This is a genomic window from Pantoea sp. X-Soil-YNGN-844, from assembly GCF_059730595.1.
Genome location: NZ_AP036010.1, coordinates 42869 through 65509 on the forward strand (window position 1 = coordinate 42869; position 22641 = coordinate 65509).

At 48.9% G+C, this 22641-nt stretch carries 24 protein-coding genes and 2 pseudogenes; 15 read left to right on the plus strand and 11 right to left on the minus strand.

What is annotated here, in order from left to right; all coding sequences use genetic code 11:
* Positions 1-101 precede the first annotated feature (101 nt).
* The 9 genes from AC6I8C_RS22255 (at position 102) to AC6I8C_RS22295 (ending at position 7175) form a co-directional block, all read left to right on the plus strand.
* Positions 102-362: a hypothetical protein gene (locus AC6I8C_RS22255; protein ID WP_497816620.1), complete on the plus strand. Its 261-nt coding sequence runs from the start codon at positions 102-104 to the stop codon at positions 360-362.
* A gap of 195 nt (positions 363-557) precedes the next feature.
* Complete coding sequence (locus tag AC6I8C_RS22260) at positions 558-815, plus strand: hypothetical protein (protein ID WP_497816621.1); 258 nt, start codon at positions 558-560, stop codon at positions 813-815.
* 239 nt (positions 816-1054) lie between these two features.
* Positions 1055-1450 carry a TIGR03757 family integrating conjugative element protein gene (locus tag AC6I8C_RS22265; protein WP_140034356.1) on the plus strand — a complete coding sequence of 132 codons (396 nt, stop codon included), beginning with the start codon at positions 1055-1057 and terminating at the stop codon, positions 1448-1450.
* On the plus strand, positions 1450-2424 hold the full coding sequence (locus AC6I8C_RS22270; RefSeq protein ID WP_497816622.1) for a TIGR03756 family integrating conjugative element protein: 975 nt from the start codon (positions 1450-1452) through the stop codon (positions 2422-2424). The genes AC6I8C_RS22265 and AC6I8C_RS22270 overlap by 1 nt, the downstream gene beginning before the upstream one ends.
* 9 nt (positions 2425-2433) lie before the next feature.
* Positions 2434-3888, plus strand: coding sequence for an integrating conjugative element protein (locus AC6I8C_RS22275; protein ID WP_497816623.1), 1455 nt, complete (start codon positions 2434-2436; stop codon positions 3886-3888).
* Positions 3885-4268 carry a hypothetical protein gene (locus tag AC6I8C_RS22280; RefSeq protein WP_265135649.1) on the plus strand — a complete coding sequence of 128 codons (384 nt, stop codon included), beginning with the start codon at positions 3885-3887 and terminating at the stop codon, positions 4266-4268. Before AC6I8C_RS22275 ends, AC6I8C_RS22280 begins: the two co-directional genes overlap by 4 nt.
* Positions 4268-5776, plus strand: coding sequence for a conjugal transfer protein TraG N-terminal domain-containing protein (locus AC6I8C_RS22285; RefSeq protein ID WP_497823897.1), 1509 nt, complete (start codon positions 4268-4270; stop codon positions 5774-5776). Before AC6I8C_RS22280 ends, AC6I8C_RS22285 begins: the two co-directional genes overlap by 1 nt.
* Positions 5777-6138: 362 nt before the next feature.
* Positions 6139-6600 carry a helix-turn-helix domain-containing protein gene (locus tag AC6I8C_RS22290; RefSeq protein ID WP_064691087.1) on the plus strand — a complete coding sequence of 154 codons (462 nt, stop codon included), beginning with the start codon at positions 6139-6141 and terminating at the stop codon, positions 6598-6600.
* Complete coding sequence (locus AC6I8C_RS22295; RefSeq protein ID WP_265135643.1) at positions 6600-7175, plus strand: PIN domain-containing protein; 576 nt, start codon at positions 6600-6602, stop codon at positions 7173-7175. Before AC6I8C_RS22290 ends, AC6I8C_RS22295 begins: the two co-directional genes overlap by 1 nt.
* 159 nt (positions 7176-7334) lie before the next feature.
* Here the strand turns inward: AC6I8C_RS22295 and AC6I8C_RS22300 are convergent, their stop codons facing one another.
* Complete coding sequence (locus AC6I8C_RS22300; protein ID WP_497823898.1) at positions 7335-7739, minus strand: hypothetical protein; 405 nt, start codon at positions 7737-7739, stop codon at positions 7335-7337.
* Positions 7717-8385, minus strand: a complete 669-nt coding sequence (locus tag AC6I8C_RS22305) for a recombinase family protein (protein WP_140034363.1) — start codon at positions 8383-8385, stop codon at positions 7717-7719. The genes AC6I8C_RS22300 and AC6I8C_RS22305 overlap by 23 nt, the downstream gene beginning before the upstream one ends.
* A 238-nt stretch (positions 8386-8623) precedes the next feature.
* On the opposite strand from AC6I8C_RS22305, the gene gapS6a reads away from it, so the two are divergent.
* From gapS6a to AC6I8C_RS22325, 4 genes are all read left to right on the plus strand, one after another.
* On the plus strand, positions 8624-8950 hold the full coding sequence (gapS6a, locus tag AC6I8C_RS22310; protein WP_265135638.1) for a GapS6a family protein: 327 nt from the start codon (positions 8624-8626) through the stop codon (positions 8948-8950).
* Positions 8951-8965: 15 nt separating this feature from the next.
* The gene (gene gapS6b / locus AC6I8C_RS22315; protein ID WP_497823899.1) at positions 8966-12307 is read left to right on the plus strand and encodes a GapS6b family protein; all 3342 of its coding nucleotides are present in this window, start codon (positions 8966-8968) and stop codon (positions 12305-12307) included.
* Between the two features lie 452 nt (positions 12308-12759).
* Positions 12760-13554 (plus strand): ParA family protein, encoded by a 795-nt coding sequence (locus AC6I8C_RS22320; protein WP_265135634.1) that lies wholly within the window; start codon positions 12760-12762, stop codon positions 13552-13554.
* Complete coding sequence (locus AC6I8C_RS22325; RefSeq protein ID WP_187506467.1) at positions 13541-13792, plus strand: hypothetical protein; 252 nt, start codon at positions 13541-13543, stop codon at positions 13790-13792. Before AC6I8C_RS22320 ends, AC6I8C_RS22325 begins: the two co-directional genes overlap by 14 nt.
* Positions 13793-14207: 415 nt before the next feature.
* Here AC6I8C_RS22325 and umuC read toward each other — a convergent pair.
* Positions 14208-15381: pseudogene (gene umuC / locus AC6I8C_RS22330) on the minus strand (translesion error-prone DNA polymerase V subunit UmuC); the annotation flags it as partial.
* A 148-nt stretch (positions 15382-15529) separates the two neighbouring features.
* On the opposite strand from umuC, the gene AC6I8C_RS22335 reads away from it, so the two are divergent.
* Positions 15530-16228: an AraC family ligand binding domain-containing protein gene (locus tag AC6I8C_RS22335; protein WP_305879619.1), complete on the plus strand. Its 699-nt coding sequence runs from the start codon at positions 15530-15532 to the stop codon at positions 16226-16228.
* Positions 16229-16458: 230 nt separating this feature from the next.
* Here AC6I8C_RS22335 and AC6I8C_RS22340 read toward each other — a convergent pair whose 3' ends face one another.
* From AC6I8C_RS22340 to AC6I8C_RS22360, 5 genes are all read right to left on the minus strand, one after another.
* Positions 16459-17229 (minus strand): alpha/beta fold hydrolase, encoded by a 771-nt coding sequence (locus tag AC6I8C_RS22340; protein WP_166712537.1) that lies wholly within the window; start codon positions 17227-17229, stop codon positions 16459-16461.
* 102 nt (positions 17230-17331) lie between these two features.
* Positions 17332-18543: a pyridoxal phosphate-dependent aminotransferase gene (locus AC6I8C_RS22345; protein WP_166712529.1), complete on the minus strand. Its 1212-nt coding sequence runs from the start codon at positions 18541-18543 to the stop codon at positions 17332-17334.
* Positions 18540-19169, minus strand: a complete 630-nt coding sequence (locus AC6I8C_RS22350; RefSeq protein ID WP_166712527.1) for an RraA family protein — start codon at positions 19167-19169, stop codon at positions 18540-18542. Before AC6I8C_RS22350 ends, AC6I8C_RS22345 begins: the two co-directional genes overlap by 4 nt.
* Positions 19166-19831 carry an RraA family protein gene (locus tag AC6I8C_RS22355; RefSeq protein ID WP_497823900.1) on the minus strand — a complete coding sequence of 222 codons (666 nt, stop codon included), beginning with the start codon at positions 19829-19831 and terminating at the stop codon, positions 19166-19168. Before AC6I8C_RS22355 ends, AC6I8C_RS22350 begins: the two co-directional genes overlap by 4 nt.
* On the minus strand, positions 19824-20495 hold the full coding sequence (locus AC6I8C_RS22360) for an RraA family protein (RefSeq protein WP_166712523.1): 672 nt from the start codon (positions 20493-20495) through the stop codon (positions 19824-19826). Before AC6I8C_RS22360 ends, AC6I8C_RS22355 begins: the two co-directional genes overlap by 8 nt.
* A gap of 107 nt (positions 20496-20602) precedes the next feature.
* On the opposite strand from AC6I8C_RS22360, the gene AC6I8C_RS22365 reads away from it, so the two are divergent.
* Complete coding sequence (locus AC6I8C_RS22365) at positions 20603-21493, plus strand: LysR family transcriptional regulator (protein ID WP_166712522.1); 891 nt, start codon at positions 20603-20605, stop codon at positions 21491-21493.
* A 116-nt stretch (positions 21494-21609) separates the two neighbouring features.
* Here AC6I8C_RS22365 and AC6I8C_RS22370 read toward each other — a convergent pair.
* The 3 genes and pseudogenes from AC6I8C_RS22370 to AC6I8C_RS22380 all read right to left on the minus strand — a co-directional run.
* Positions 21610-21711 (minus strand): annotated as a pseudogene (locus AC6I8C_RS22370) (Y-family DNA polymerase); the annotation flags it as partial.
* An 88-nt stretch (positions 21712-21799) separates the two neighbouring features.
* Positions 21800-22177 (minus strand): S24/S26 family peptidase, encoded by a 378-nt coding sequence (locus tag AC6I8C_RS22375; RefSeq protein ID WP_187506543.1) that lies wholly within the window; start codon positions 22175-22177, stop codon positions 21800-21802.
* A gap of 14 nt (positions 22178-22191) precedes the next feature.
* A complete protein-coding gene (locus AC6I8C_RS22380) occupies positions 22192-22515 on the minus strand; it encodes a TrfB-related DNA-binding protein (RefSeq protein ID WP_497823901.1) in 324 nt (107 codons plus the stop codon).
* Positions 22516-22641: the final 126 nt, after the last annotated feature.

Consider the following 22641-nt stretch of genomic DNA (forward strand, 5'->3'; position numbering starts at 1 on the left):
ATACCCCTGCGGCTGACGAGACGCCCACGCCTACCCTTTTCGGCCTGTACCCTCAGGGTGAGCCTGTCGCCACGCAGAGTACCCAGGAGCGACTTGAGGCGATGAAAGGTGCGCTGAAGGAGCGCCTGCAGCCCCCGGTCGCCATTACCTGTAACCCGCACCGAATCGGGAAAAACAGTTGTGTTGCCATTCATCTGGAAGATGGCCGGGGAAAGCGCGCGGACATTCTTCTGACTCAGGAAGGCCGTGCCAGCCTGCCATTGGACAATGAATTTGACACGCCCCGCTGGTACGTCAACGTGCCCGACGCGGCGGATATGGTTTATATGACGCTCTGGGTTAGCAGCGTTTTTCAGGAATAATGCGCGTCTCATATGTATCAATTAGCCGGCTAATCTGGCCGGTTTCTTATCAAACCTTTTAATCCATGTTAATTAACATTCGGTTTCAATTACCACATGATCTCGTCTTGATCCCAGATGCTTGAATACATTAATTTCACTAACGAATTCTGATAAAATTATATTATTTCAATACATCACATAGAGGATTGTTTAGTGAAAAACACAAATGGTATTGCCCAGGAGTTGGAGAATTTTTTAAACAATGGTGAAAATGACAGTGCCAGCTCACGAGCCGAACTGGCTGAGTTTTGCGTTGAAACCATTTATAAGTTTGTTAAATTTAATCGTTCTGAAGGCGAGGGTCTTGATGGCCGGGACGGACCTGAACGTCAGGGGCTCGGAGAGGTGCTGGATGCAGCAAAAAATCATAAATTCGACATTGGTATGGCTCAAATGGATAAGAAAATTTAGCAGTAAATCTACACTGTCCAGTTTTTATCTGTCTGTCCAATTGCTTCCTGAAAGCGCAGGAGGCAATTGCCCTCTTGGTTTAACCTGTCGCTACAAATGTTACCTCGTGTACTTTTTTGTTCAGACGCCGAATTCTGGCGTGACCTGAAAATTTTCAAAATCCGAAATAGAGTTTACTGCTGAATCCCTGAGCACGCGCTGTCACGCTGGCATCCTGATACCCGTGACGGAGATTTGCAATGCGCATCAGGACACTCCTGTTTTTTTCCCTGCTGATACCGATCCAGGTAATGGCAGGCACCGTCGTTTTTACCGACGCTCAGCACCCTCCCCTGAACCTTACCGCCGATACTGAAGTCGTCTGGCTGGATGGGCCAGATCGTCTGCAGCAGGCAATTTTCGGTGATCTGTCGTCAGATCCTCAGCAGGCCGCCCTGCAGGCTCAGCAGGTCATTCAGTCACCCGACTGGCCCCGGAAGCAGGCGCAAATTGCCGGCGCCTATCGTCAGGTGGTCCACGCCTGGGAAATCGGCCTGCACAAGTACCCAGCCGTCGTATTTGATGATCGGGACGTGGTATATGGCACGGCTGACGTGGCGCAGGCCAGCCTGCACCGCACGCAGGGGGCAGGCTGATGCTAGGGTCATTCAAAAAGCACTTCTCCGCCGCTGGCACGGCCTCGGTTCTGGCCGTGGCCGCTGCGCCCGCCACGTTTGCCGCCATCAATACCGCCGGGATTATTGCCAGCGCGGTGACGCAGGACTGTATCAGCTGGCGCGTGAGTGGCGTCTGTTACTGGCTGATGTGTACGCCCTTTGGCTGCTCGGTCAAAACCTCGGTTAAGGTGACGCACTATATCCCTGAGGTGGTGGTATCAACCTACACCGGCCCGGGCGGCAATCCCTGGCATGAAATGGCTTTTATGAGCGGAGCTGCCGGAGCTGTTGACGGCGGACTGACCAGCGGCGCTGCCGCCGGCGGAGGGAATGCCGCCGACATCAAGGACGCAGGGCGTCGTCAGTCAAACATCAAATTTAAATACGCAGACGCCATCGGGCATCCGGCGACCTCCCTGATTGGTGGCAGCATCGCCGGCTACTCCTGCGACACCGCTGCACAGGCATTTAATCCCTACTTCCTCAGCACCCTCGATTCGCTTATGTGGCGCACGGGCCTGCCGGAATCACTTTATCCGGAGGCGCTTATTCCCGGACAACGCGAGCTGGGCAGCCAGGCCGCCGCCAACATGTGGGGCAACCTCTATCCACGATCGGGCTTCGTCAGCCAGACGGACGATGACAAGGCTTCCGCCGTCGTCGCCCAGCGCGTGGCCGACTTCATAACCCGATCCGGGCAGATCCACGTTTATCAGCAGCTGAAGGGCACCCGTAAGCCGGGCTACTGGCCGCCGGGCGAGGTGAAAGAAAACACCGGCACGGCCAACCATAAATGGCAGCGTCTGTCGCCCACGCTCTCGGCTACCTGTGCCGTATTCCCTGACGGCGCCTATCCCACTGCGCAGGACGGCAACGAAGCCTATGCCCTGTGGCAGCCCTACAGCTGCTGCAAACGTCGCGGCCAGACCTTTCTTTATGCAACCAATTTTTAAGAGGCAACCATGAACACAACCACATTGAGGCCAGCGTTTCTTGCGGTCCTGGTCAGCATATCGATCGGCATGGCACAGGCTGATGACGATAACCGGTCCGGCGCATTTGGCCTTTCACTGCCGTCGGTCAACGACAGTGCGTTCGGCTACGGCAAAAACGTCAGCGGCGCGGTATCTGACAAGCTCTATTACACCCTCGGCGGAGGCTCCGTAATTTCCCAGCCAGCCACGCGCAGCAGCATGCGCAAACTGGGAATGGATTTAGGCTGGAGCAGTGACCTGATGTGCGGCAATTTCGATCTTAAAACTACAGTGGGTAACCAGCTGAACGGCGTGACCAGCGGCTATAAAAACCTGATGAGCGACGTTATTCAGGGGGCCACCGGCGCGGTCGCCAGCCTGCCGGCCATGGTGATACAGCGCGCCAATCCGGGCCTGTACGACATGCTGACCAACGGGGTGCTACAGGGAAGCGTGGCATTTGATAAGGCCCAGCTTAACTGTCAGAACATGTCCAAACGCATGATGAACTTTGCTGGCAACAACAAGTGGAACCAGAGCGCAGTCATGGATGAGTATAAATCGCTTGTCAACAGTGGCGATGCCGACGCGGTACGCGTTAACAACGCCTCTGAAAAGCTGCAGGGCAAGTCCGGACAGAACTGGATAGGTGGACAGAAGCGCGGCGGGCAAAATCAGCCTGCCATTCGTCCTACGCACGATCTGGCCGCCGCCGGCTACAACATGATGAACAGCCAGCCCGTGCTAAGCAACACGCCAATCAGCAACAGCAGCTGCAACGGCGGTGCGTGCGCAAAATATGGCAGCGCAGAAGAAGCGGCAAAAGCCGTGGTCCAGGTGGTTGGCGACAGCTCACTGCGTACCTGCGCTGATGCATCCCAGTGCACCAGTGGCGATGACGAACAACAGCCGGGAGCCACTCAGGCCGGCACCGGCTTTGCCCCCATTCTTGAGGAAACAACAAAAGAGAATACGGATCAGCTTGTGAAACTGGTTAACGGATCCGAGCCCCCCAACGCCACCAACCTGGCGAAGCTTAAAACTGGAAGCCTGCCAATCACAGCCGGCGTTATCAGGGCGCTGCAGCGTGATCCTGACAATGCCGCACTCACAGCCCGGCTTGCGGGTGAACTGGCAATGGCTGATACGGTAGAAACGGCGTTGATTATGCGCCGTATGATCGTCACCGGCATGTCAGAGCCGAACGCCGCCTCCCAGACAGCCGCCATTGAAGAAGGCGACCGCCGGGTAACTGCCATCGACAGGGAAATTACCGCGCTGCGTAATGAAATGGAGCTCAAACGCGAGCTATCCCGCAACTCCGTGCTGACCATTATCGATCGCGAAAATGGCCGCGTAAATAGCAACCCGCAGACTCAAAGCGATGACAACACTGACAGCCGCATGAACCGCCTGGCGGTGCCTGAGACTGAAAGCAAATGAGCGAGGCCCGCACCATGAAACCTGTGAAGGAGGCGCGCCGCGCCTCGTTTTTCCGTCGTCATCCTTTTCTGCAGCGCACGCTGATTATTGCCGGCACGCTGCTAATTTTGTTGCTCGCCGCGCTCGTTATTGCGGATAACGCGATCAAAAACCCTGACCAAACGGCCGCCTTCAGCAAGTGGATGGAGCAGGCGAAATACGGATGGCTGATGTGGCGGCTGGCGGTATACGGCGGCCTGACGTGGGGGTTTATGAAGATCCTGCGCGCGCCGGGCTTCAGGTCGCAGTACAGGCAGCCGCTTATGCGGATTGCCGCCGTCAGCGTGGTTTTTGCCGTTGTGTGTGAACTGGTGCTGCTCAGCGGCACGGGAGCATCATAATGCTGACCAACAGCTACCTGGAGTATTTCCTGACCCTGCTCGGCTGGGTCGTCAATAACGGTTTGTGGAATATCCTGCTCAGTACCGGCCTTTTTGCCGCCCCGGTGGCCTTTCGCCTTATCGGCATCTGGCTGAAGGTCCGGGAGGAAGGTGAAGATGAGGGAAATAAGGGCGCGCTGTCCATTCCCCGGATGGAGCACGCCATTTACACCTCCTTTCTGGTCATAATTGCCTGCTGTATGCCGCTAATGAACGTGGACATGAGCACCATCAAATATGACGCCACGCGCGCGCAGACGTGCGGGACCTGGACACCGAAGGCACCGGATGACACGGGCTATTCGCCCGTGATTTCCAGCCTTAATGACCAGACCGCCGCCGCACCTGTGTGGTGGTATCTGATGCACAAGCTGGCAAAGGGCATCACCCAGGCGTCCGTCGCCACCATCCCCTGCCGTCCTGATATGCGCCAGATCCGCTTTGAGGTACAGCACACGCGCATCGATAACAAGGGACTCGCCGAGGAGCTGCAGGACTTCACCAACGACTGCTATTCCCTGGCACTGTACATGTGGAAGCGCGAGGACCAGGGGCAGACGAAGGATAAAGCCACCCTGCGCGACATTGAGTGGATTGGCAGTAAGACGTTCCTGGGCAGCTATTACGGCAGCCTGCAGTCAAAAACACCACGCGCCGCGTTTCCATGGAGCGAAAGCCGGGATAGCGGGCGACCGGACACCGGCCGGGGTGGCTATCCGACCTGCAGCGAATGGTGGAGTAAGGCTGAAACTGGCCTACAGGCTCGCGTCGTGGACCAGGCTGACCCTGGCTTATGGACTCGCCTCTCAGCAGCCATGACCATGATCGGAGGCAATGCGACCGACTACCGGGAGGCCGTAGTACGCCGTCTGGTAAGCCCTGAGAGCCTGACGGTTTCACAGGGCGGCCACGTTTATGCCGGCTACGGCGGCAATGCGGATTTCACCCTGGATAACTCAGTATCTCGCGTCGCAGCGATCGGAGGAACGGCCCTTGGAAGCCTCGCGGCGTTTCCGGCATTTGACGCCATGCGACAGGCATTACCAATGGTTCAGGCTGTGATGCTGATGGCCGTAGTGCTCATTCTGCCGCTTATCCTGGCGTTCTCTGCGTATGAGATTAAGACGGTTATCACACTGACGTTTGTTGTATTCGCCCTGAACTTCCTGACGTTCTGGTGGGAGCTGGCGCGCTGGCTGGACAGCTGGCTGCTGACGGCGCTCTATAGCTCGGACACACACAGCAGTTTCAACATGGCCGGCTTTCAGAACAGTTCGGATGACTTGATCATGAACTTCGTAATGGCATCGATGTTTCTGGTTCTGCCGGCGTTCTGGATGGGTGCGCTTTCATGGGCAGGTATCAGAGTGGGTGGAGCACTTGATGGTGCGCTTAAAAACGGAAGTTCTGATGTGCAAAAAGCAGGTGGTAGTGCTGTTGATACCGCTAAAAGAGCCGTGAAATTGTAACGTCGGTGTAGATGGGGTGAGTTTAGATATAGAAAATTATTGTACAGTAAGCCTGTTTTTTAGACAGGCTTACCTATAGCAATCGGGTGCACTCCCGCGCCAGACCGAAACGGCTAGAGTGCCGCACTCGTCAATAATCGCCTTTTGTGCGTATTTCGTATGTTTCGCTTGTTTCGTTTGTTGCGTTTTTCGTTTGTTTCGATTAATCTATTTATTAACAGCTGCTGTAACACTAAAACTGAAATCGCACACTAAGACCATAAACTGAAATCACATACTAAAACCATAAACTGAAATCACAAACATACGCATATACACATAAAATTATACATTCAAATCAACTAGATAACTGGAATACTAAAATGACAAACTCAATTCTTGACAGCCTTAGCCTTCCGGCTAAAGGGGAGATTGAGGCAGCTGTACGTGGACAAAGGGAGCTTGCCGCCTACCTCTCCACAAAAATGGAAACACAAAAAATTGCAATTCAGGACGCAGATAACATAACCCACCAGATCGAACTGCCAACGTCTTCACTGACGCTGCTTATGTCGATTTTAGGTGAACTGGCCCTCGGTAACGCGGTTCAAGTTGTTCCTGTACATGCAGAATTAACGACGCAGGAAGCAGCCAATATTCTGAATGTTTCACGCCCTCACATGGTGAAACTGCTGGAAGACGGGAAGCTGCCTTTTCATAAAACAGGTCGCCACCGCCGCGTGCTTTTCGCCGATTTGATGAAGTACAAAGATCAGCGAGATAGCGAAAGCAATAAAGCAATGCAGGAGTTGGCAGATCTAAGCCAGGAGCTTGGACTTTACTAATGAACCACACACCTTATCCCGTAGTTTTAGATGCTTGTGTACTTTACCCGTCATTTCTACGGGATTTACTGATCCGCTTAGGGCTGACTGGACTGTATCAGCCGAAATGGTCAGCCACTATTGAAGATGAATGGCAGCGGAATCTTTTGGCAAATAGGACTGATTTAACCCCGGAACAGATTCAACGCACCGCCGCACTGATGAATACAGTGGTTCCCGATGCGATGATTACAGGTTTTGAACCGCTAATTGATAGTGTTGATTTACCTGACGTTGACGATCGCCACGTCGTCGCAGCTTCTGTTCGTAGCAATTCTGAAATCATAGTGACGTTCAATCTTAAAGATTTTCCGGCACCGGCACTTAATGCTTTCGGTATAGAAGCGTTGCATCCTGATGATTTTGTGATGGATTTGTTCGATTTAAATCGCGCGCTCGTACTCTCGGCAGTAACTACGCAGCGTAGCAATCTGAGGAGACCGCCAATGTCAGTTGATGAATACTTAGAAGCCTTACTACGGCAAGGCATGGCGCAAACCGTAAAAGAGTTAAGCATGTATCGCTTGCTGATCTAGTCCGCTTAGTGGCCGATAAGGCCACTGGCTACGGTTACGGCCTATGAAGTAAGTAGTGAACGACCTTCGGCAATAGCCCTAAAAATGTACAAAAAACAGGCTTACCGTACAATAATTTTCTATATCCAAACTGCCCCCAAGATTAGATGCATGAGACTTCTAATCTTCATCGTCATCATTATCTACACGATAAGAAGGTCCGGGGCCATGCTCCGGGCCAGTATAGATTCCAGTGCCCTCGCTACCATTACGCCACTCCGTGCCATAGGAGGGGTTATGCTCACTGTTGTAACCGTCTTCATTACTGATAGTTATGTTGCAAAGCATATAAATGAACATAGCTGCCACAACAATTAAGCTACCTATTACTACCCCACAAAGCAGAGCTGTAATCAGCAAACAGAAAATTGCTATCGGAACGGGTAATCGTCCCAAAATGTTTGGTATCCCATTTTTCTGGGCCCAGCTTATGCAGGCATCATTCGATACCCGCATTGTTTTTGTTAATTTCTTATACAGACCCGCTGCCTGAGCTCCGCGCTCATATGCTGTGTGCTTCATCATCTACCCCTTTCCCTTCGGGATCACTGTTACTGAGATGGCGCTGCGTAATCCTAATCACTTGGCGCTCTGAGATGCCGCATATTGAAGCTGTCTCCCTGATACTCATCCCGTTTTGCAGACGCAGCTTAATGACATTCTGATGCATCTGCAGATTCGGCTGACGACCTTTGAATTTTCCGCTCTCTACCGCCTTAACTATCCCTTCGCTCTGCCGGCGACGTCTGTCCTGATAGTCTTTGCGTGCAATGGCTGCAAGCATATCCAGCATCATGGCATTTATAGCCCGCAACATGGCAGCTGTGAATTCGTCTCCACGATGGTTCTCGAGCGCGACATAACTTGTAGGCAGGTCCAGGCTGATGATCGACAGGCTTTTGCTACTTATAAGCTCTTTAAGTGTTTTCCAGCCATCATCATCAAGGCGAGATAAGCGATCAACCTGTTCAATCAGTATCGCATCACCCGGAGCCGCGTTCTCAAGCAATCGCATCAGCTCAGGTCGCCTCAGTGACGCGCCAGATACATTCTCTACGTACCAGCTGGCAATCCGATGTCCACGTTCTGAAACAAACTGCTGAAGACGATCTTTAGCGCGTTCAGCGTCCTGCTCTCGCGTGGAAGCACGCAGATAAGCAAAAATGTACATTTTTTACCCATAAATGACTTTTAGGTTATGACTAAGAATAGCATGACTTTTATATCATGACTTAAAGGTAAAAACGCATGATTTTAGGGGGTGACATTTGGGTATACATAAATGTCACAGCAAAAATACTTTCACATAAGCTTGAATGATGATTGCCAATGAGTGAGATAAGTCTTAATTTGTAAGAGAAGGTGTATCTGACAGAAATGAACAGGATCTAACCCAAAAGGAAAATCACATGGAAGCAATCACTACAGCAATCCTGGCACGCGGTATTTATGAATTATTACAAGCTGGTTTATCATTCTCAAAAAGCACGATTAAAGAAAAACTAAAAAGTTTTATTCTGGATGAAGAGGCTGTTGAATCACTTTCAGATAAAATTGAATCAATGCCTTTGAACGATGAAATGAGTCCTATAGCTATTGAAAGAAGATTTGATGAATCCCCGGAAATTAAAGCATTATTAACCGCAATACCCGCTCAATCTGTAGTTAATATAAATCAGCAGCATTCAGGCTCAGGCGACAACGTTGGCGGCAGCAAAATAGTTAACAATAAATAGTTAATAGGTAATCCCATGTCAGATACAACCTTAATTCATTCAGGCTCAGGCGATGCAGTAGCAGGACCTAAAATAATAAACGCTGGAACTTACCAAGAAATAATTACGGCAACTACTCCTGATAACTTGAGAAAACCAGTCAGGGCAATTCTAAATGAAATAAATAACAGAGACTTTGACTCTGCGAGGGGAAAAATAAAGCTCATTGAGAGCATGAGTGGCTTAGAAAGTGAAGTAACAGAACTCCTGACCATTCTTAAAATAAAATGTGAGCACACTTCGAATCCAAAAAGCGAACTCGATCTAAAAGAAATCATATCTACACTCAAAAACTCAAGTAACGAATTGATAAAAGACTTAGCTTTGTCACTAATTCTGACTGTGGAGGCTCAAACTAAAGGATTAGCAAAAGCAAAAGAAAGATTCTCCCAGAGTAAAGATGTAGGGCTGCACAGTAAAGCAGTTGCATTATCAATATTTTCAACCAAAGAAGAGCTATTAAACTTATTACAAAATGAAATCCACAATATATCCGAAGAAGAAATTAACGGAATGATTGATGGCTTGATAAGACTTAATTGCTTTGCAGAGGCTCATAAAGCTGCAGAACACTTGAAAGAAGATTTTCAAAACTACAACTCTAACTACCTCTCAGTTTTAACAAAAGCATTTGTGTTAAACGAAAGTATCAAAAGTAAAGATTACTGGATCCTAACACAAGCAGAAAAAGAAAAGGTTGATGGTTTAATCAAAGAGGCCTTGCAGGTTTATACGGAAAGTGAGAGTAATGACTCGCGGTTGTTTAATATTTTATTTCCTGCACTAGTTTTCACTAAGTTATCCAGTAAAGAACTTTTAGAGATATGTAGATTAAACATAGATAAAACTGACATATTCGCCAAAGATTACGCAGACGAAATAAAAATTTTATGTCAATCAGGTGATGTATCTGATAATCACCCGACAAAAATAGTAGAAAAGCTAATTAGTAATGAACAGAAACATCAAGAAAAAATTAGCTCTATATTCGAGACTAAAGAAATCGATTATCGTACATTTTGGATTGCTCAACAGATAATGCCAGAGGAAAAGCTTAAAAATTGGATTGATAATGGAGTTACTATCACTGGGGACTTTAATGACCTTGAAGTTAAGCTAAATGAGTTAAGTGTTGCATTGCTATCAAATAATACAAGCAAGTTAAAAGAATGCATCAAAACCTTATTGAAAACACCCAAGCCTGATTATGAGGTTATAAATGCTGAATATATCAAAAGATTAAGTGAAACTTTATATAACTGTGGCAATGAAGAAGAGGCCTGTGATCTTCTTTTATATTTTTTAAGCGACAAAAAAGAATTATGGTGCTCACCATTAATTGAGTATGCTTTATATAAGCTACACAACACAGCGCGTCACAAAGATTTAATATGCCTATCAAATAGGGTAAATGATAAAGATAAACCCGTTGAAATCCATAATTTAATAATTTGGACTCATCTATTCCATGGATCAGCGAATGATGCTTTATGTGAGGCAGAAAAAAACAATAAAAACAATAACATACAAAAAATCTCGCTTACTTTAAAAGCTCTTTACAAGTTAGAGAAATTCGAACGCCTCGACAAAACAATCAGTGAAATTGATATTTCCTTGTTTGCTAACCCTGAGCCAGTCACACTTGATGTAATAAGTATCCTCGTGAATAGGGCTCACTTTGAGTTAGTAGAAAATATAGTTATCAATTGGTTTAAAGACTCATTAGATGACAATTACTTTTACATTTCACAAGCATGCATACAAATAATAACCAGTGAAAAGGCTAAGGATTTCAATCCATCATATCATATTAATGGTTTAGAACATGCCATACGGTATCGTGATGGTGATAAAGTCATTTTGAGAGTAATTTCCTATGACGAGAAATTATCTAATAGACACATACTTTCACCAAACTCGCTCTTAGCTCAAGCATTTAAGGATAAGGAGATAGGAGATGAGATTGTTGCTGGGGTTAAGCACTTAAAAATTGAAGCATTTCTCCCTCCCTTTATTGCAATTAAGGATTTGGCATCCGACGTTCGTGACGAATCTAATGATGGTTCAGATGCCTTTCAAATATTAAGGCTTTCTGAAGATCCATCAGTTATGATTGAGCAGTTTAGCAAATACTTACCTTTTAGTAAAATTGATGATTCATACTTTTCGAATAAAGGACTTCCTTTAGCTGTTAGGATGAACTTAATTGGTAAAAATGATCTAATCAAGTCTGCGATGATGCTTCTTGAAAACCCTAAAACACGGTTCGAAGCATTAATTAATGATGGAGGTAATATTGAGAGTGATGCATGTACCGATATGATAACGATTTTATATTTATGTTTAACATCAACTTCTGAGTATTTCATTAAAAATGGCATAAAATTACATTTAACACAAGATGATATCGATGCCTTAACCAGATGGCTGAAATCCGTGGAAAGTGATAAATATGGTACTGTTTCCAAAGATGAAAATGGCAAACTCCATTTTATTAATTCTGAAAGATTCAAAAAGTGGAATAATGAACTTTTACGTAATTTGAAAGCAATCTTGCCCATACTCATGCCCTTAAACATAACCCCAGATAATTATGATAAACAGTTTGCTGAAAATATAGACATTTATGGATATAGTTATGTCAAATCAATCTATGCAATAAAAAATAGCAATATACCAGTATTTTCAATAGATACACAATCTTGCTGGATATTATTAGCTCACTTTCAAATAACACCTCTTAATCCATACAAAATAATAAGTGATGCGGCATCAAAAATTTCAAAATCACAAAGGGAGCATGCGATTTTTTTACATGCAATTAATGGTTTACCTTTCCCTATCATAAATACTGATTTTTATAATTTAGCTGCCTCACCTTCAGATTTAGAAGGACACTTTTTGTATGGACTCTTAAATAAATACATAGGATCGTATAACCCTGATCTCGATGTAAGCGACTTTTTATCAAGAGTACTTGAACGCTATTTTCTTAAGTCAATCACAGCTTATGTAGCACCTTATCCTTTTAAAAATCTTCATTTAACTTTCTTTAACAATCCATATGGACATAAAGTTGATAGGATTTTTAATTTATGTTGTAGCTCAGTCATTCAGCATAAATTTGATTCATCAGGTTTTTCCGCTGAAGAAAAGATAGCTGATTTTTTTGTCAAGTTCGCGGGGGTTTTCTTATTCCGTCCTAAAGCAACTGAATTCTTAACTGAACTTTACGTGCGATATCTTAATGGAAGATTTCTTGATATTAATGAAGTCAATAAAAGAATCACTGAAAAACTAGATGCTCTTTATAACTGATAGTCGATAGTTTAATTTTTATTATGAGGGGATTGTCGGGTTTCACGTCTTTCCCTCAAACGAACCTTTTGATTATCAGCTTAACGTGAATAGAATACTAAAAAATGCTAGTTAGACTGGTTCACGCTGTGTGCCTGAGCGGTGCTGTCAAGTGTCTTATACGCCCTCCCCTTCAGTTGGAAATTTTCAACAAGATTAACTATCAGCTGTTTATTGTCATGACTACTTAGCAAACGCTTTTATCATGTTGAATTCGAACGACACAAAAAAACCATTCATATTCAATCAGTTAATGTGAATAGCTCTCATTTTAATCATTAAATCATACTGCATATTAACTATACATGTGCATATGGATGCCATTAAATATGTATATACATAAGTATATACATTGACATTCGATTCTCTACATGTACTATGCATATACCTTTGTATATACATAGAGATTCGAAATGAAAAAGCCTTACATAATTTCTTTTGCAAACAGTAAAGGTGGCGTGGCTAAGACAACGAGCTGTATTGCTGTGGGTTGCGCACTGGCTGCAGCAGGTTATAAGACCCTTCTGGTTGACTTGGATCACCAAGGTAATTTGAGTGATGATGTTGGCCGCGGTGAGGAAGATTATACAATCACCGATCTCTTTGAAGACCCAAAGTTTGATACAAACCAGCTGGTCTATAACGCTCTCGATGGTGAAACCGTTATCCAAAATCTGGATGTCATACCAGCCGACATCACCCTTGCTGTTGAAGCTCGTAGTGCCGAACGCTTCCGTCACCGTTTGAATATTCTGGAGGAAGGACTAAGCAGACTTAAAACAACCTACGATTTTATACTTATAGATCTTCGCCCAGCTATAGACCTAAGTATCGAGAATGCTCTTCTAATAACCGATAAAATCGTCGTGCCAGTAGACATGGATCGCAGGGCTGTGAAAGGTATAGATGATCTATTCCAGGTGGTACGAGAAGTAAGACGTAACGAAGATTTTGTATATACACTTGTAAAGACAAAAGTTAACGAATCTCACTCAAAAATGAAAAAAGCTATTGATGGCTACATCAGTGATGCTGGGTACAGAGTCGCAAAAACTGAAATTCGTCAGAGTGAGCTTTTTAAGCAGGCTACAGAGGTTCATCGACCCGTGATGATGTTTGCTAAGAACGAACGCCCTTACCGTGACTATAAAGCGCTAACTCAAGAGCTTCTGCAGCAAATTGAGGAGGCTGAGAGTGGCAAGAAGTGATCGTATAGCCAAAGGTGTAACTCGTGTAACTGAGCGAAGAAACATCACTACTGGTAAACAAATGAACCTTCGGCTTACTGGCCTTGATGATGACGCTCTGTCGATGCTGGTTGAAAAAGTTCAGGACAAATTGCCTCAAAAAAACATTACTCGTTCGAGAGTTCTCAGGGCAGCTTGTTATCTTGAAGACGATAAGTTCATTGAAAAGCTTGCTCAGCTACTCGTTGAAAACACTTAATTTTAGAGGCTCAATGTATATACAAATGAATATACATTTAGCCTCATCGATTTAGCTTCCTGACGTTAACCAAAGTACAGACAATCTCATCGAGCTCTCTTATGTATATACAAATGGATATACTTGAATGCAGATTCCTGCATATGCATATGCAAATGCAAATGTATATACATTACACCTAATCAATTTAACTTTCTGACGTTAACCAAAGAGCAGGCAATCTCATCGAGCTCTCTTATGTATATACAAATGAATATACTTGAATGCAGATTCCTGCATATGCAAATGTATATACATTATAGAATAATATACGATACAAATCTTGAAGTTAAAGCTCCTAGTGCATTAAGCGCTTTATTAGAATGATGTAACTAAGATAAATTTGATCAGCTCCATCTTTCTATAGCCAAGTGTATTATTTAGCGATGGGCAATTCCTTCAGGCTCGTTGTATATCTGGGCGACAGCATTTCTCTTTTCATCTGCCATGGGTTATCAACTCCTTGCCCAGCAAACCAAACCTTCCCAAGCCCGGATTTATTGATTGTGTCCAGAGCTGCCATCAAGGCATCCGCATTGGCTTTAGGCTGGTTTTCACTAAAAATATCAAGCTGTGCGATTCCGGATTGGTAAAAATCACCTAACATGATGCCAGCTTTGGCATATCGATAACCATCACGCCATATGCTATCTAAGCCCCTGATAGCAAATGATAGCAAAACCCACGATGTCACGCGTATCACTGGTTGGATATTCACAGGTTAAGGATGAAGTATTAGCATACTGAGGTTCATCGCCATAGCGGCCAGTGGCTATAAAAACACTGATGTGCCTACATTTTGAACCCTGCTCTCGAATTTTTTCTGCGGCTCGGGTGGCATACGTTACTACTGCATGCTGCATGTCCTCCAGCCCAGTTATACGCTGTCCAAATGACCTGGAACATACGATCTGTTGTTTCGGTGGGGGAGCCTCTTCAAGAGCTATACAGGACTCTCCATTCAATTCTCGAACTGTACGCTCAAGAACGACGTTAAAATTTTTTCTTATCATAGTGGTGTTGCAATTAGCCAGATCCAGCACCTTGTTAATGCCCATGGCCTCCAGCCGCTTTCTGATACGGCCTCCGACACCCCAGACTTCATCTATATCTACTATAGCCATCAGTTTGCGCTGACGTTCCGGGCATGAAAGATCAACTACGCCGTTAGTTTTACTCCATTTTTTAGCCGCATGATTAGCCAGCTTAGCCAGAGTTTTTGTAGGGCCAAAACCTACGCCAATTACTAATCCGGTTTCTTTCTTAACGCGGCTACGCATTTGAAGACCAAATTCCTCTAAAGGCATGTAACTAGCAATACCGGTGCAGTCTAAAAAGCTTTCATCGATAGAGTAAATTTCCTGACCTGGTGCCATATCCCCAAGAATCGACATCATACGGTTACTCATATCGCCGTATAAGGCATAGTTACTTGAGAAAACAATCACACCATTTTCGCGGAAAAAACGCTCATTTTTAAAAAGTGGGGCACCCATAGGGATTCCCAACTTTTTAGCTTCCGCAGAGCGTGCTATCACGCATCCGTCATTATATCTGAATGGTGCTAACAGTTAATTATGTGTAACGATATGATTTTAATCAGTATCGAATTACTAATTTTTTCTGTGTCATGAGACTTGTAGAGTTACTTTAGTTAGCTACTTAATAGTGCGAATCAGATGAGAAGCATCTTCAAATATGCCCGCCGGAGCGGCTTATCCTGTGCACTCCCACCCGAGGGGGGAGTTTGTGTATTCTTTCAGCGGCGTCATGGAGGTCAGGCTGGACGCTGATCATCTGACAGCGCAGGCACATTATGGAATATGGCTGCCTCCGGGTGTTGTGCATGAAGGTCTGAACCACTACTGCGCGTCCCACTGTTCGTTCTACCTGATGCCGGAACTCTGTCAGGGAATGCTGGGAACGCCCTGCACACTGGAAGTCAGCGCCCTGATCATTGCCATGCTCGATTACCTTCGCCAGCATCCGCTCCGCGCGCCACTTTCTGCTGAAAATAACCGGTTCCTTGACGTGCTGCGCGATCAGCTGGCCGCGGCACCCCGCTATCAGAATTTCCTCCCGTCTACCAGCGATCCGCTGCTGGCCGCCGTGCTCGACAGGCTGGCGAAAAATCCCGCGGATAAAACGCCGCTGTCTGTGCTGGCCGCCTCTGCGGGTACGACCATCCGAACGCTGAACCGGAGGTGTCAGGAAAGACTCGGCATGCCGCTGAATGAATGGCGTCAGCGGCTGCGCGTCGTCAGGGCTGTCAGCCTACTGGAAAGAGGGCAGAAGGTGGAAAGCGTGGCTTTTGAGGTGGGTTACAGCAGCGTTTCGGCATTTATTGCCATGTTTCACCGTCAGACGGTATTACTCCTGCCCGGGCAAGCTGCATAAACGCATCATTCTGAGAATGCCTGCTGCGTGGCAGCCGGCCGTTACGAAACCACAGACCGGATGCGGCTATTCTGAGGTGAGAGCCCTGAACTTTTCCCGGTGCGCACAGGATGGCCGCCCGGTGATGCAGGCAGCCAGCCAGTCTGTCTGCCTGCTGAGGGTGACAGATAAACGGCTGCGCGCAGCTCCGCGACTGACGTCAGAGAGCTGCGCTGATCAGGTTATGGCCCTCAGCGTGCCCGCCTGGCAAAGGATGCTGCCTGCTGGAACTCTCTTATATGACGCCACATAAGTTCAGGGTTCGAATACATCGGAAAATGCCCGCAATGCGGAATCTGAGCCAGCTGCACACCATGTGCGCTGATTTGCTCAAGATAGGAGAGCGTGGCGTTCTGTTCACCATACATGAACATTTTCGGACACGGCAGATTAAGAAACTTGGCCATCAGGTCACCGTGATCAGAGTAGTTCACCATTGACCTGAAAATGGGCCTCACCGCTCCGGCGCGGACCTTGTGACGCAGGCTGGCCGAGTAGAGCGCACTTGCCCAGGCAGGAGCGTGCCGGGTGCGGGTGATAAAATTGTCAAAAAACTCTTCATCACTGCCTGCAGGATAGTTCACGACCTGACGGCTCAGGAAGCAGTCTTCCGGGGCAATATTCCCCTCGATGTCCACAAAGCTCAGTATGCGTTCAGGGTGTGCATGCGCCAGTATCAGGGCGGTGAGTCCGCCCATTGAGTGCCCGACCAGGTGAAAACGCTCATAGCCCAGTACGCTGACCATCGCCAGCGCCGTTTCAGCAAGAAAAGGGATACTGATTGCGCTTAAATCACTGCACTGTGTTTCACCGCAGCCCGGTGCATCATAGGCCAGAAACGGGCGGCCATGAAATCCGGCATAGTGAATGATGTCCGCATAGTCTTCCTTGGTGGATCCAAAACCGTGTAAAAACAGAACGGGTTCACCCTGACCCGGACGGTGAATGGCGGCGATGCGCATTTCTGTCTTATCAACTGTGATGCCGTAGGTCCGGCTTTCAAACTCGCTGCTCAAGCTGGCTGCTCCTGATGACTGAAAGGGGCTGAATGTAGTGACTGCCGCTCAGCGTGCTGCGCGACAGAAATCGGTAATGTGCTGACATGCCTGCTTCAGCGAGGCGTCATCGGTGGCGTAGGCAATGCGGATATAGGGGCCGAGGCCAAACGCGCTGCCGTGCACCACCGCCACGCCTTTTTCTTCAAGCAGTGCGGTGGCCACGTCTTCATCTGAATTCAGGCGGGCACCGCCCGCGGACGTTTTTCCGATGAGGCCGCCGCAGTGGGCAAATACATAAAAAGCCCCCTGAGGCGTCGCGCAGCGGATGCCCGGCGCGCTGTTAAGCTGGCTCAGCACAAAGTCCCGCCTGGCGGTAAAGGCATCGCGGGAGGTATTCAGAAAATCACGCGGGCCGTTCAGCGCCGCCAGGGCGGCATGCTGTGAAACGGAGCTGGCACCGGAGGTCTGCTGACCCTGCAGCTTTTCCATGGCGGAGATAAGCCAGCGCGGACCGGTACAGAACCCGATGCGCCAGCCGGTCATTGACCAGGCCTTGGACACGCCGTTCATGGTCAGCGTGCGGGGCTGCAGTTCCGGCACCGCGGCGGCCATGGTCGAAAACTTAGCGCCGTCAAAAATCAGGTGCTCGTAAATATCATCAGAGAGTATGAGCACCTGCGGATGGCGGAGAAGTGCCTGGCCCAGCGCCTGCAGCTCCTGCCCGCTGTAAACCGCCCCCGTCGGGTTGGACGGTGAGTTAAGGATAAGCCAGCGCGTGCGGGGGGTGACTGCCGCGTCAAGCAGTTCCGGCGTCAGCTTGAAGCCACTGCCGCCGTCACACGTCAGCATTACCGGTATTCCCCCGCAGAGCTGCACCATTTCCGGATAGCTCACCCAGTAAGGCGCCGGGATGATCACCTCATCCCCGTCGTTCAGGGTGGCGGCAAGCGCATTATAGATAATCTGTTTACCGCCATTTCCCACGAGCGTGTCTTCCCAGGACACATCCAGACCGTTGTCCGTTTTAAACTTCCGGGCCACGGCTTCCCGCAGCGCCCGGAGCCCGGCAACCTGTGTGTACTTTGTGTGACCGTCCTGTATGGCAATCATCGCGGCCGCGCAGATGTGCCTGGGCGTGGGGAAATCCGGCTCGCCGGCGCTGAGCGAAATGATTTTACGCCCCTGCGCCTTCAGCTCCGCAACCTTGTCCATGATCCTGTAGGTGGCTGAAGGCCTGACGCTGTCAAGATAGTGGTTCAGCTTCTGAATCCCGGTCATTGCGTTCTCCACTGTGAGAGACCCATTAAGTCTACCGTGGTGCTGCCTGCATTAAGTTTTTCCATCATCAGTCTTTCTTTTGCCTCACGCGCCTCGCCGTCCTGCAGCACGCGGGAAAATTCAGCGGCCGGAATGATAACGACGCCGTCATCATCCGCCACAACGACGTCACCGGCGTCGACAGGAATGCCGGTGAAGCGGAAAGGCTGCCCCACGGACTGAAAGCTGCTCTTTATCGTGCCGCGCACTGACACCCCGCGCGCGAAAACCGGAAAGTCGTGTTTCTTAATGGCCGCGATGTCGCGGACGCCGCCGTCCGTAATCAGGCCTGCAAGGCCGGCCGCCCGGGCCGCCACCGTCAGCACCTCTCCCCAGTACCCGGCCAGGTGGCCGTCCGTGGTCACGACCAGCACGCTGCCACGCGGAGCCTTTTCAAGCGCAAGGTGCAGCGCCAGGTTATCGCCGGGTGAACAGGCGACGGGAAAGGCCGGGGCCGCGATCGCCATGCCGCGCCAGATGTTGCGGATCTGCGGATCTGCCGCACAGTCGAGCCCGGAGGCTTCGTATAGCGTGGCGCTGCCCAGCTCAAGTGCCCGGCGGGCATGCTGCTCCGTTACCGATGTCATGATGATTTCCTCTGAAGAAGGTGATAGCCCAGTTCTTCACGTGCCTGGCGAAGAGATTTTCCTTCCGCCAGCGCTTCGCGGATCTGCGACTCAGTTTTTTCAATGTCCTGCGCAACCCGCGCGACCTCTTCTGCCCTTGCGGACGGAACAATCACCACGCCGCTGGCATCGGCAATCACCACGTCACCAGGTTCGACGCGCACGCTTCCGATGGAAACCGGCTGATTCACCGCACTCACCTGCACGCGATCTTTTCCGGTCCGCATAAAACGCCCGCGGGTGAACATCGGATAGCCATCCCCGAGCGCTTTGTGCACGTCGCGACAGACACCGTCAATGACCGTGCCGGCAATCCCCTTCATTCCGGCCACCTGAGTCATGATGTCGCCCCAGACCGTGCAGTCAGTGCGCCCGTTGTTATCGATAACCACAAAACTTCCGGCCGGCACGTCATCAATAAAATCCCCTACCGTGCCGGGCGGACTGCTGGCGGGCTCGTAACGGACGGTCCATGCCACTCCGACCGTCGCCTGCGGGTAGTCATCCAGCGGCATGATGTCGCAGCACTGACCCGGCAAACCCAGCTTATCGAGTGCATCGGACACGCCGGCCGTGTCCAGTCCGCGGAACAGATCGGTAAGCGAATAATCTTTATCAGTCATTTTCAGACTCCGTACTGATGGCATCAAAGGCGCTGTCATGCATTACGTCAGCCACTGCGTTACCGCGGCGGACGGCGCGGACCATACCGGCCTGCCGGCGGGCGATCTTTTGCGCCAGTCCGAGAACGTCGTCAATACGATGAGCGGGGATAAATACGGTGCCGCAGCGGTCGGCAATCACGTAGTCGTCCTGACGTACCTCGACGCCGGCAAACCTGACCGGCTGTCCGGAAGAAAGCTGAATAACCCGGTTGCGCGCACTGATCATCGTTACGCCGCGCCCGTAAACCGGATATCCGATGGCTTCGCTTCCCTCAATGTCGCGACTCAGGCCGTCGATCACAGAGCCCCGGACGCCGCGGCCCCGTGCCGCGTTTGCCAGGATGTCGCCCCAGCAGGAAATGCCCGCCTGTCCACCTGCGATGACAAGAATGCGATCGTTACTGGTAATCGCATCAATGACGGGCGAAATAAGGTGTACCGTGGGTCCGGTATCGGTTTTGGGGCCCAGCTGGATGGTGCTGGCACGCCCGGTAATTTTCGGGCAGCCCCACAGCGGAACGATCCCCCAGGTTGCCCCCTCGATGTCAAGAAAATCCAGCGCGTCTGACACCGTATTGGTGTCCAGCTCAGCCAGCCTCGCTAATGCCAGGTCCGTCGTCATAAAACACACTCCGCGATTGGTTGAATGTCAGACACTATCAGCGGTACAGTCTGATATTAAAAATCCTTATTGCGAATTGGTTTGATATAAAAAACGTATCGGAGGAGATGATGAATTTTCGCATACTGCGGCACATGTGGCTTTTTCTGGCCGTGGCCGAGGAAAAACACTTTGGCCGGGCCGCAAAGAGACTGGGCATGACGCAGCCGCCCCTGACGCAGCAGATCCAGGTGCTGGAGCAGACGCTGAAGGTGCAGCTGTTTGACCGCTCCAGAAGAAAAATACAGCTGACGCCGGCGGGACAGGCCATTCTGCCGGCAGTAAGAAAGTTTGCCGAACAGGCTGAACGGCTGGAGCTGGCTGTCAGTGAGGCGGTAGCAGGCCATACCGGGATGCTGACCATCGGGGCCATCAGTACCGCGATGCTTGATGTTCTGCCGGCCTACATCAAGCAGATGAAAGCGCTGATGCCGGAGGTGACCGTTTCCGTCAAGGAAATTGACAGCGCTGAGGCTATTCCGGCACTTTCCGCCGGAGAAATCGACCTTGCTTTTGCCCGCCTTACGGGTGACATGGGGGAAGGCATTGAACAAATGCCGGTTTCCAGTGACAGGCTCGTTGTCGCACTGCCTCATAATCACCGGCTTGCGGGGCAGCACCGGATCGCTCTCCGCTCACTGATGAGTGAAGAGTGGGTGATGTTTTCGCGTCATCTGAGCCCGGTTTATTTTGACTCTATAACCGCAGCCTGCCGTGAAAAAGGCTTTTCACCCCGGATCCTGCACGAGGTGCGGTCCGTTGCTTCGCAGATTGCGTTTGTCAGCTGTGAGCAGGGAGTAGCGCTGGTACCGGCTTCTCTGGAGCGCCTTTCTCCTGCAAACGTGGTCACCATCCCGTTGGAAGAAAACATTCAGGTCATTACCACCGCCGTTGCCTGGTCATCAGTGAGTGAAAACCCACTGGTTGACAGGTTTGTCGGGCTTATCAGTTCGGGCTGAGTTACGCCCCCCGGTCTTCACACTCAGTACCCGTTTTTCGCACATAGCGGACCATTCAATTCTTCAAACCTGAAAAATTGAAACCACGAAACTAACTAACACTACTTATCACTCAGATCGTTGTTAGACACAACGCAAATTGGCTTCCCCTTCAAGTCAGGGCGGAAGATTCTTTTGCAAGAGGCATAAAAATTATTAGCGTCAGCAAGCGCAAACATAGGGATAGCTCATTAAAATGCTGTTTATGTATACAGTCTTTGTTCTGCGGGGGTTTTTTACAAGATGAAATTTGTAGGCGGGGATTAGTTAGGCTTCTTCGTTGAAATTAAAGCCTGAGCCAGCCATATCAGTCAGGACGTATGCGATTACACCCCAGACTGGTACATCTTGGTTGGACGGCATTGGTGTGATTGTTTTAGGTCCATCCAGTTCTTGGAGAGCTGCTATCGGAGTGAGTAGTAAGCGGCGAAGTACAAGATCATCACCAACGTTAGCAATGACGATTTGATCATGTTTAAAGGGGATTGCTCGATCTACTGCCAGCAATGACCCTTTGAGTATACCAATATCAGGATAATCACTTGCGCTTTTGAAGACGTATGAGGAATGTGAGGAGAGGTTTACCAGGCTAGTAAAATCAAGACGTTGTTCTGTGAAGTTAGCTGCAGGGGATTGAAACGCCATTTGTACTCCATCTTCTACGGTTTAACTTTATCACCGTTGATCGAAAATTTAGCCGCCATCATTCTTACCTTATCCGCTTCCGGTTTTGGCAACCAAACACTGACTAATTCAAGGTTTTCTCCATCATCAGTTGTCACCTGTTGGTAAAGTTCCCATATGCGTTTTACTGCATTCGCTACGTTTTGCTTTGTCCGACATACGCGAACGGCTACATCTGTCTGCCTTTCGCCATCAACTAAAACTGCATAACCGATCTCAGTTGTTATGTGCGCATAAGTTGCCATAGCTGGAACTAATCGATCCCATTCCTGCTGTGTCATTTGTTTTTTCTGCGCCATATGTCACCTAAAATCATCATTTTGTAGAAGGTTAAGTGTAGCGCTTGTCATAGTCAATAGAAGTATAAAGTCACTGTACTTGTGAAGATTCGTTAGTTTTAAATCAAAACCGCGAGGCAGTGCAAA

What these genes read in the sequence shown, in the direction of transcription:
- AC6I8C_RS22335 (WP_305879619.1), top strand. Translation starts at nt 15,530, where the DNA reads ATGCCCGCCGGAGCGGCTTATCCTGTGCACTCCCACCCGAGGGGGGAG.
- AC6I8C_RS22265 (WP_140034356.1), top strand. Translation starts at nt 1,055, where the DNA reads ATGCGCATCAGGACACTCCTGTTTTTTTCCCTGCTGATACCGATCCAG.
- AC6I8C_RS22380 (WP_497823901.1), bottom strand. Translation starts at nt 22,515, where the DNA reads ATGGCGCAGAAAAAACAAATGACACAGCAGGAATGGGATCGATTAGTT.
- AC6I8C_RS22345 (WP_166712529.1), bottom strand. Translation starts at nt 18,543, where the DNA reads ATGACCGGGATTCAGAAGCTGAACCACTATCTTGACAGCGTCAGGCCT.
- AC6I8C_RS22280 (WP_265135649.1), top strand. Translation starts at nt 3,885, where the DNA reads ATGAGCGAGGCCCGCACCATGAAACCTGTGAAGGAGGCGCGCCGCGCC.
- AC6I8C_RS22355 (WP_497823900.1), bottom strand. Translation starts at nt 19,831, where the DNA reads ATGACTGATAAAGATTATTCGCTTACCGATCTGTTCCGCGGACTGGAC.
- AC6I8C_RS22320 (WP_265135634.1), top strand. Translation starts at nt 12,760, where the DNA reads ATGAAAAAGCCTTACATAATTTCTTTTGCAAACAGTAAAGGTGGCGTG.
- AC6I8C_RS22255 (WP_497816620.1), top strand. Translation starts at nt 102, where the DNA reads ATGAAAGGTGCGCTGAAGGAGCGCCTGCAGCCCCCGGTCGCCATTACC.
- AC6I8C_RS22295 (WP_265135643.1), top strand. Translation starts at nt 6,600, where the DNA reads ATGAACCACACACCTTATCCCGTAGTTTTAGATGCTTGTGTACTTTAC.
- gapS6b (WP_497823899.1), top strand. Translation starts at nt 8,966, where the DNA reads ATGTCAGATACAACCTTAATTCATTCAGGCTCAGGCGATGCAGTAGCA.
- AC6I8C_RS22360 (WP_166712523.1), bottom strand. Translation starts at nt 20,495, where the DNA reads ATGACGACGGACCTGGCATTAGCGAGGCTGGCTGAGCTGGACACCAAT.
- AC6I8C_RS22300 (WP_497823898.1), bottom strand. Translation starts at nt 7,739, where the DNA reads ATGATGAAGCACACAGCATATGAGCGCGGAGCTCAGGCAGCGGGTCTG.
- AC6I8C_RS22340 (WP_166712537.1), bottom strand. Translation starts at nt 17,229, where the DNA reads ATGCGCATCGCCGCCATTCACCGTCCGGGTCAGGGTGAACCCGTTCTG.
- AC6I8C_RS22290 (WP_064691087.1), top strand. Translation starts at nt 6,139, where the DNA reads ATGACAAACTCAATTCTTGACAGCCTTAGCCTTCCGGCTAAAGGGGAG.
- AC6I8C_RS22270 (WP_497816622.1), top strand. Translation starts at nt 1,450, where the DNA reads ATGCTAGGGTCATTCAAAAAGCACTTCTCCGCCGCTGGCACGGCCTCG.
- AC6I8C_RS22305 (WP_140034363.1), bottom strand. Translation starts at nt 8,385, where the DNA reads ATGTACATTTTTGCTTATCTGCGTGCTTCCACGCGAGAGCAGGACGCT.
- AC6I8C_RS22375 (WP_187506543.1), bottom strand. Translation starts at nt 22,177, where the DNA reads ATGGCGTTTCAATCCCCTGCAGCTAACTTCACAGAACAACGTCTTGAT.
- AC6I8C_RS22365 (WP_166712522.1), top strand. Translation starts at nt 20,603, where the DNA reads ATGATGAATTTTCGCATACTGCGGCACATGTGGCTTTTTCTGGCCGTG.
- AC6I8C_RS22350 (WP_166712527.1), bottom strand. Translation starts at nt 19,169, where the DNA reads ATGACATCGGTAACGGAGCAGCATGCCCGCCGGGCACTTGAGCTGGGC.
- AC6I8C_RS22275 (WP_497816623.1), top strand. Translation starts at nt 2,434, where the DNA reads ATGAACACAACCACATTGAGGCCAGCGTTTCTTGCGGTCCTGGTCAGC.
- gapS6a (WP_265135638.1), top strand. Translation starts at nt 8,624, where the DNA reads ATGGAAGCAATCACTACAGCAATCCTGGCACGCGGTATTTATGAATTA.
- AC6I8C_RS22285 (WP_497823897.1), top strand. Translation starts at nt 4,268, where the DNA reads ATGCTGACCAACAGCTACCTGGAGTATTTCCTGACCCTGCTCGGCTGG.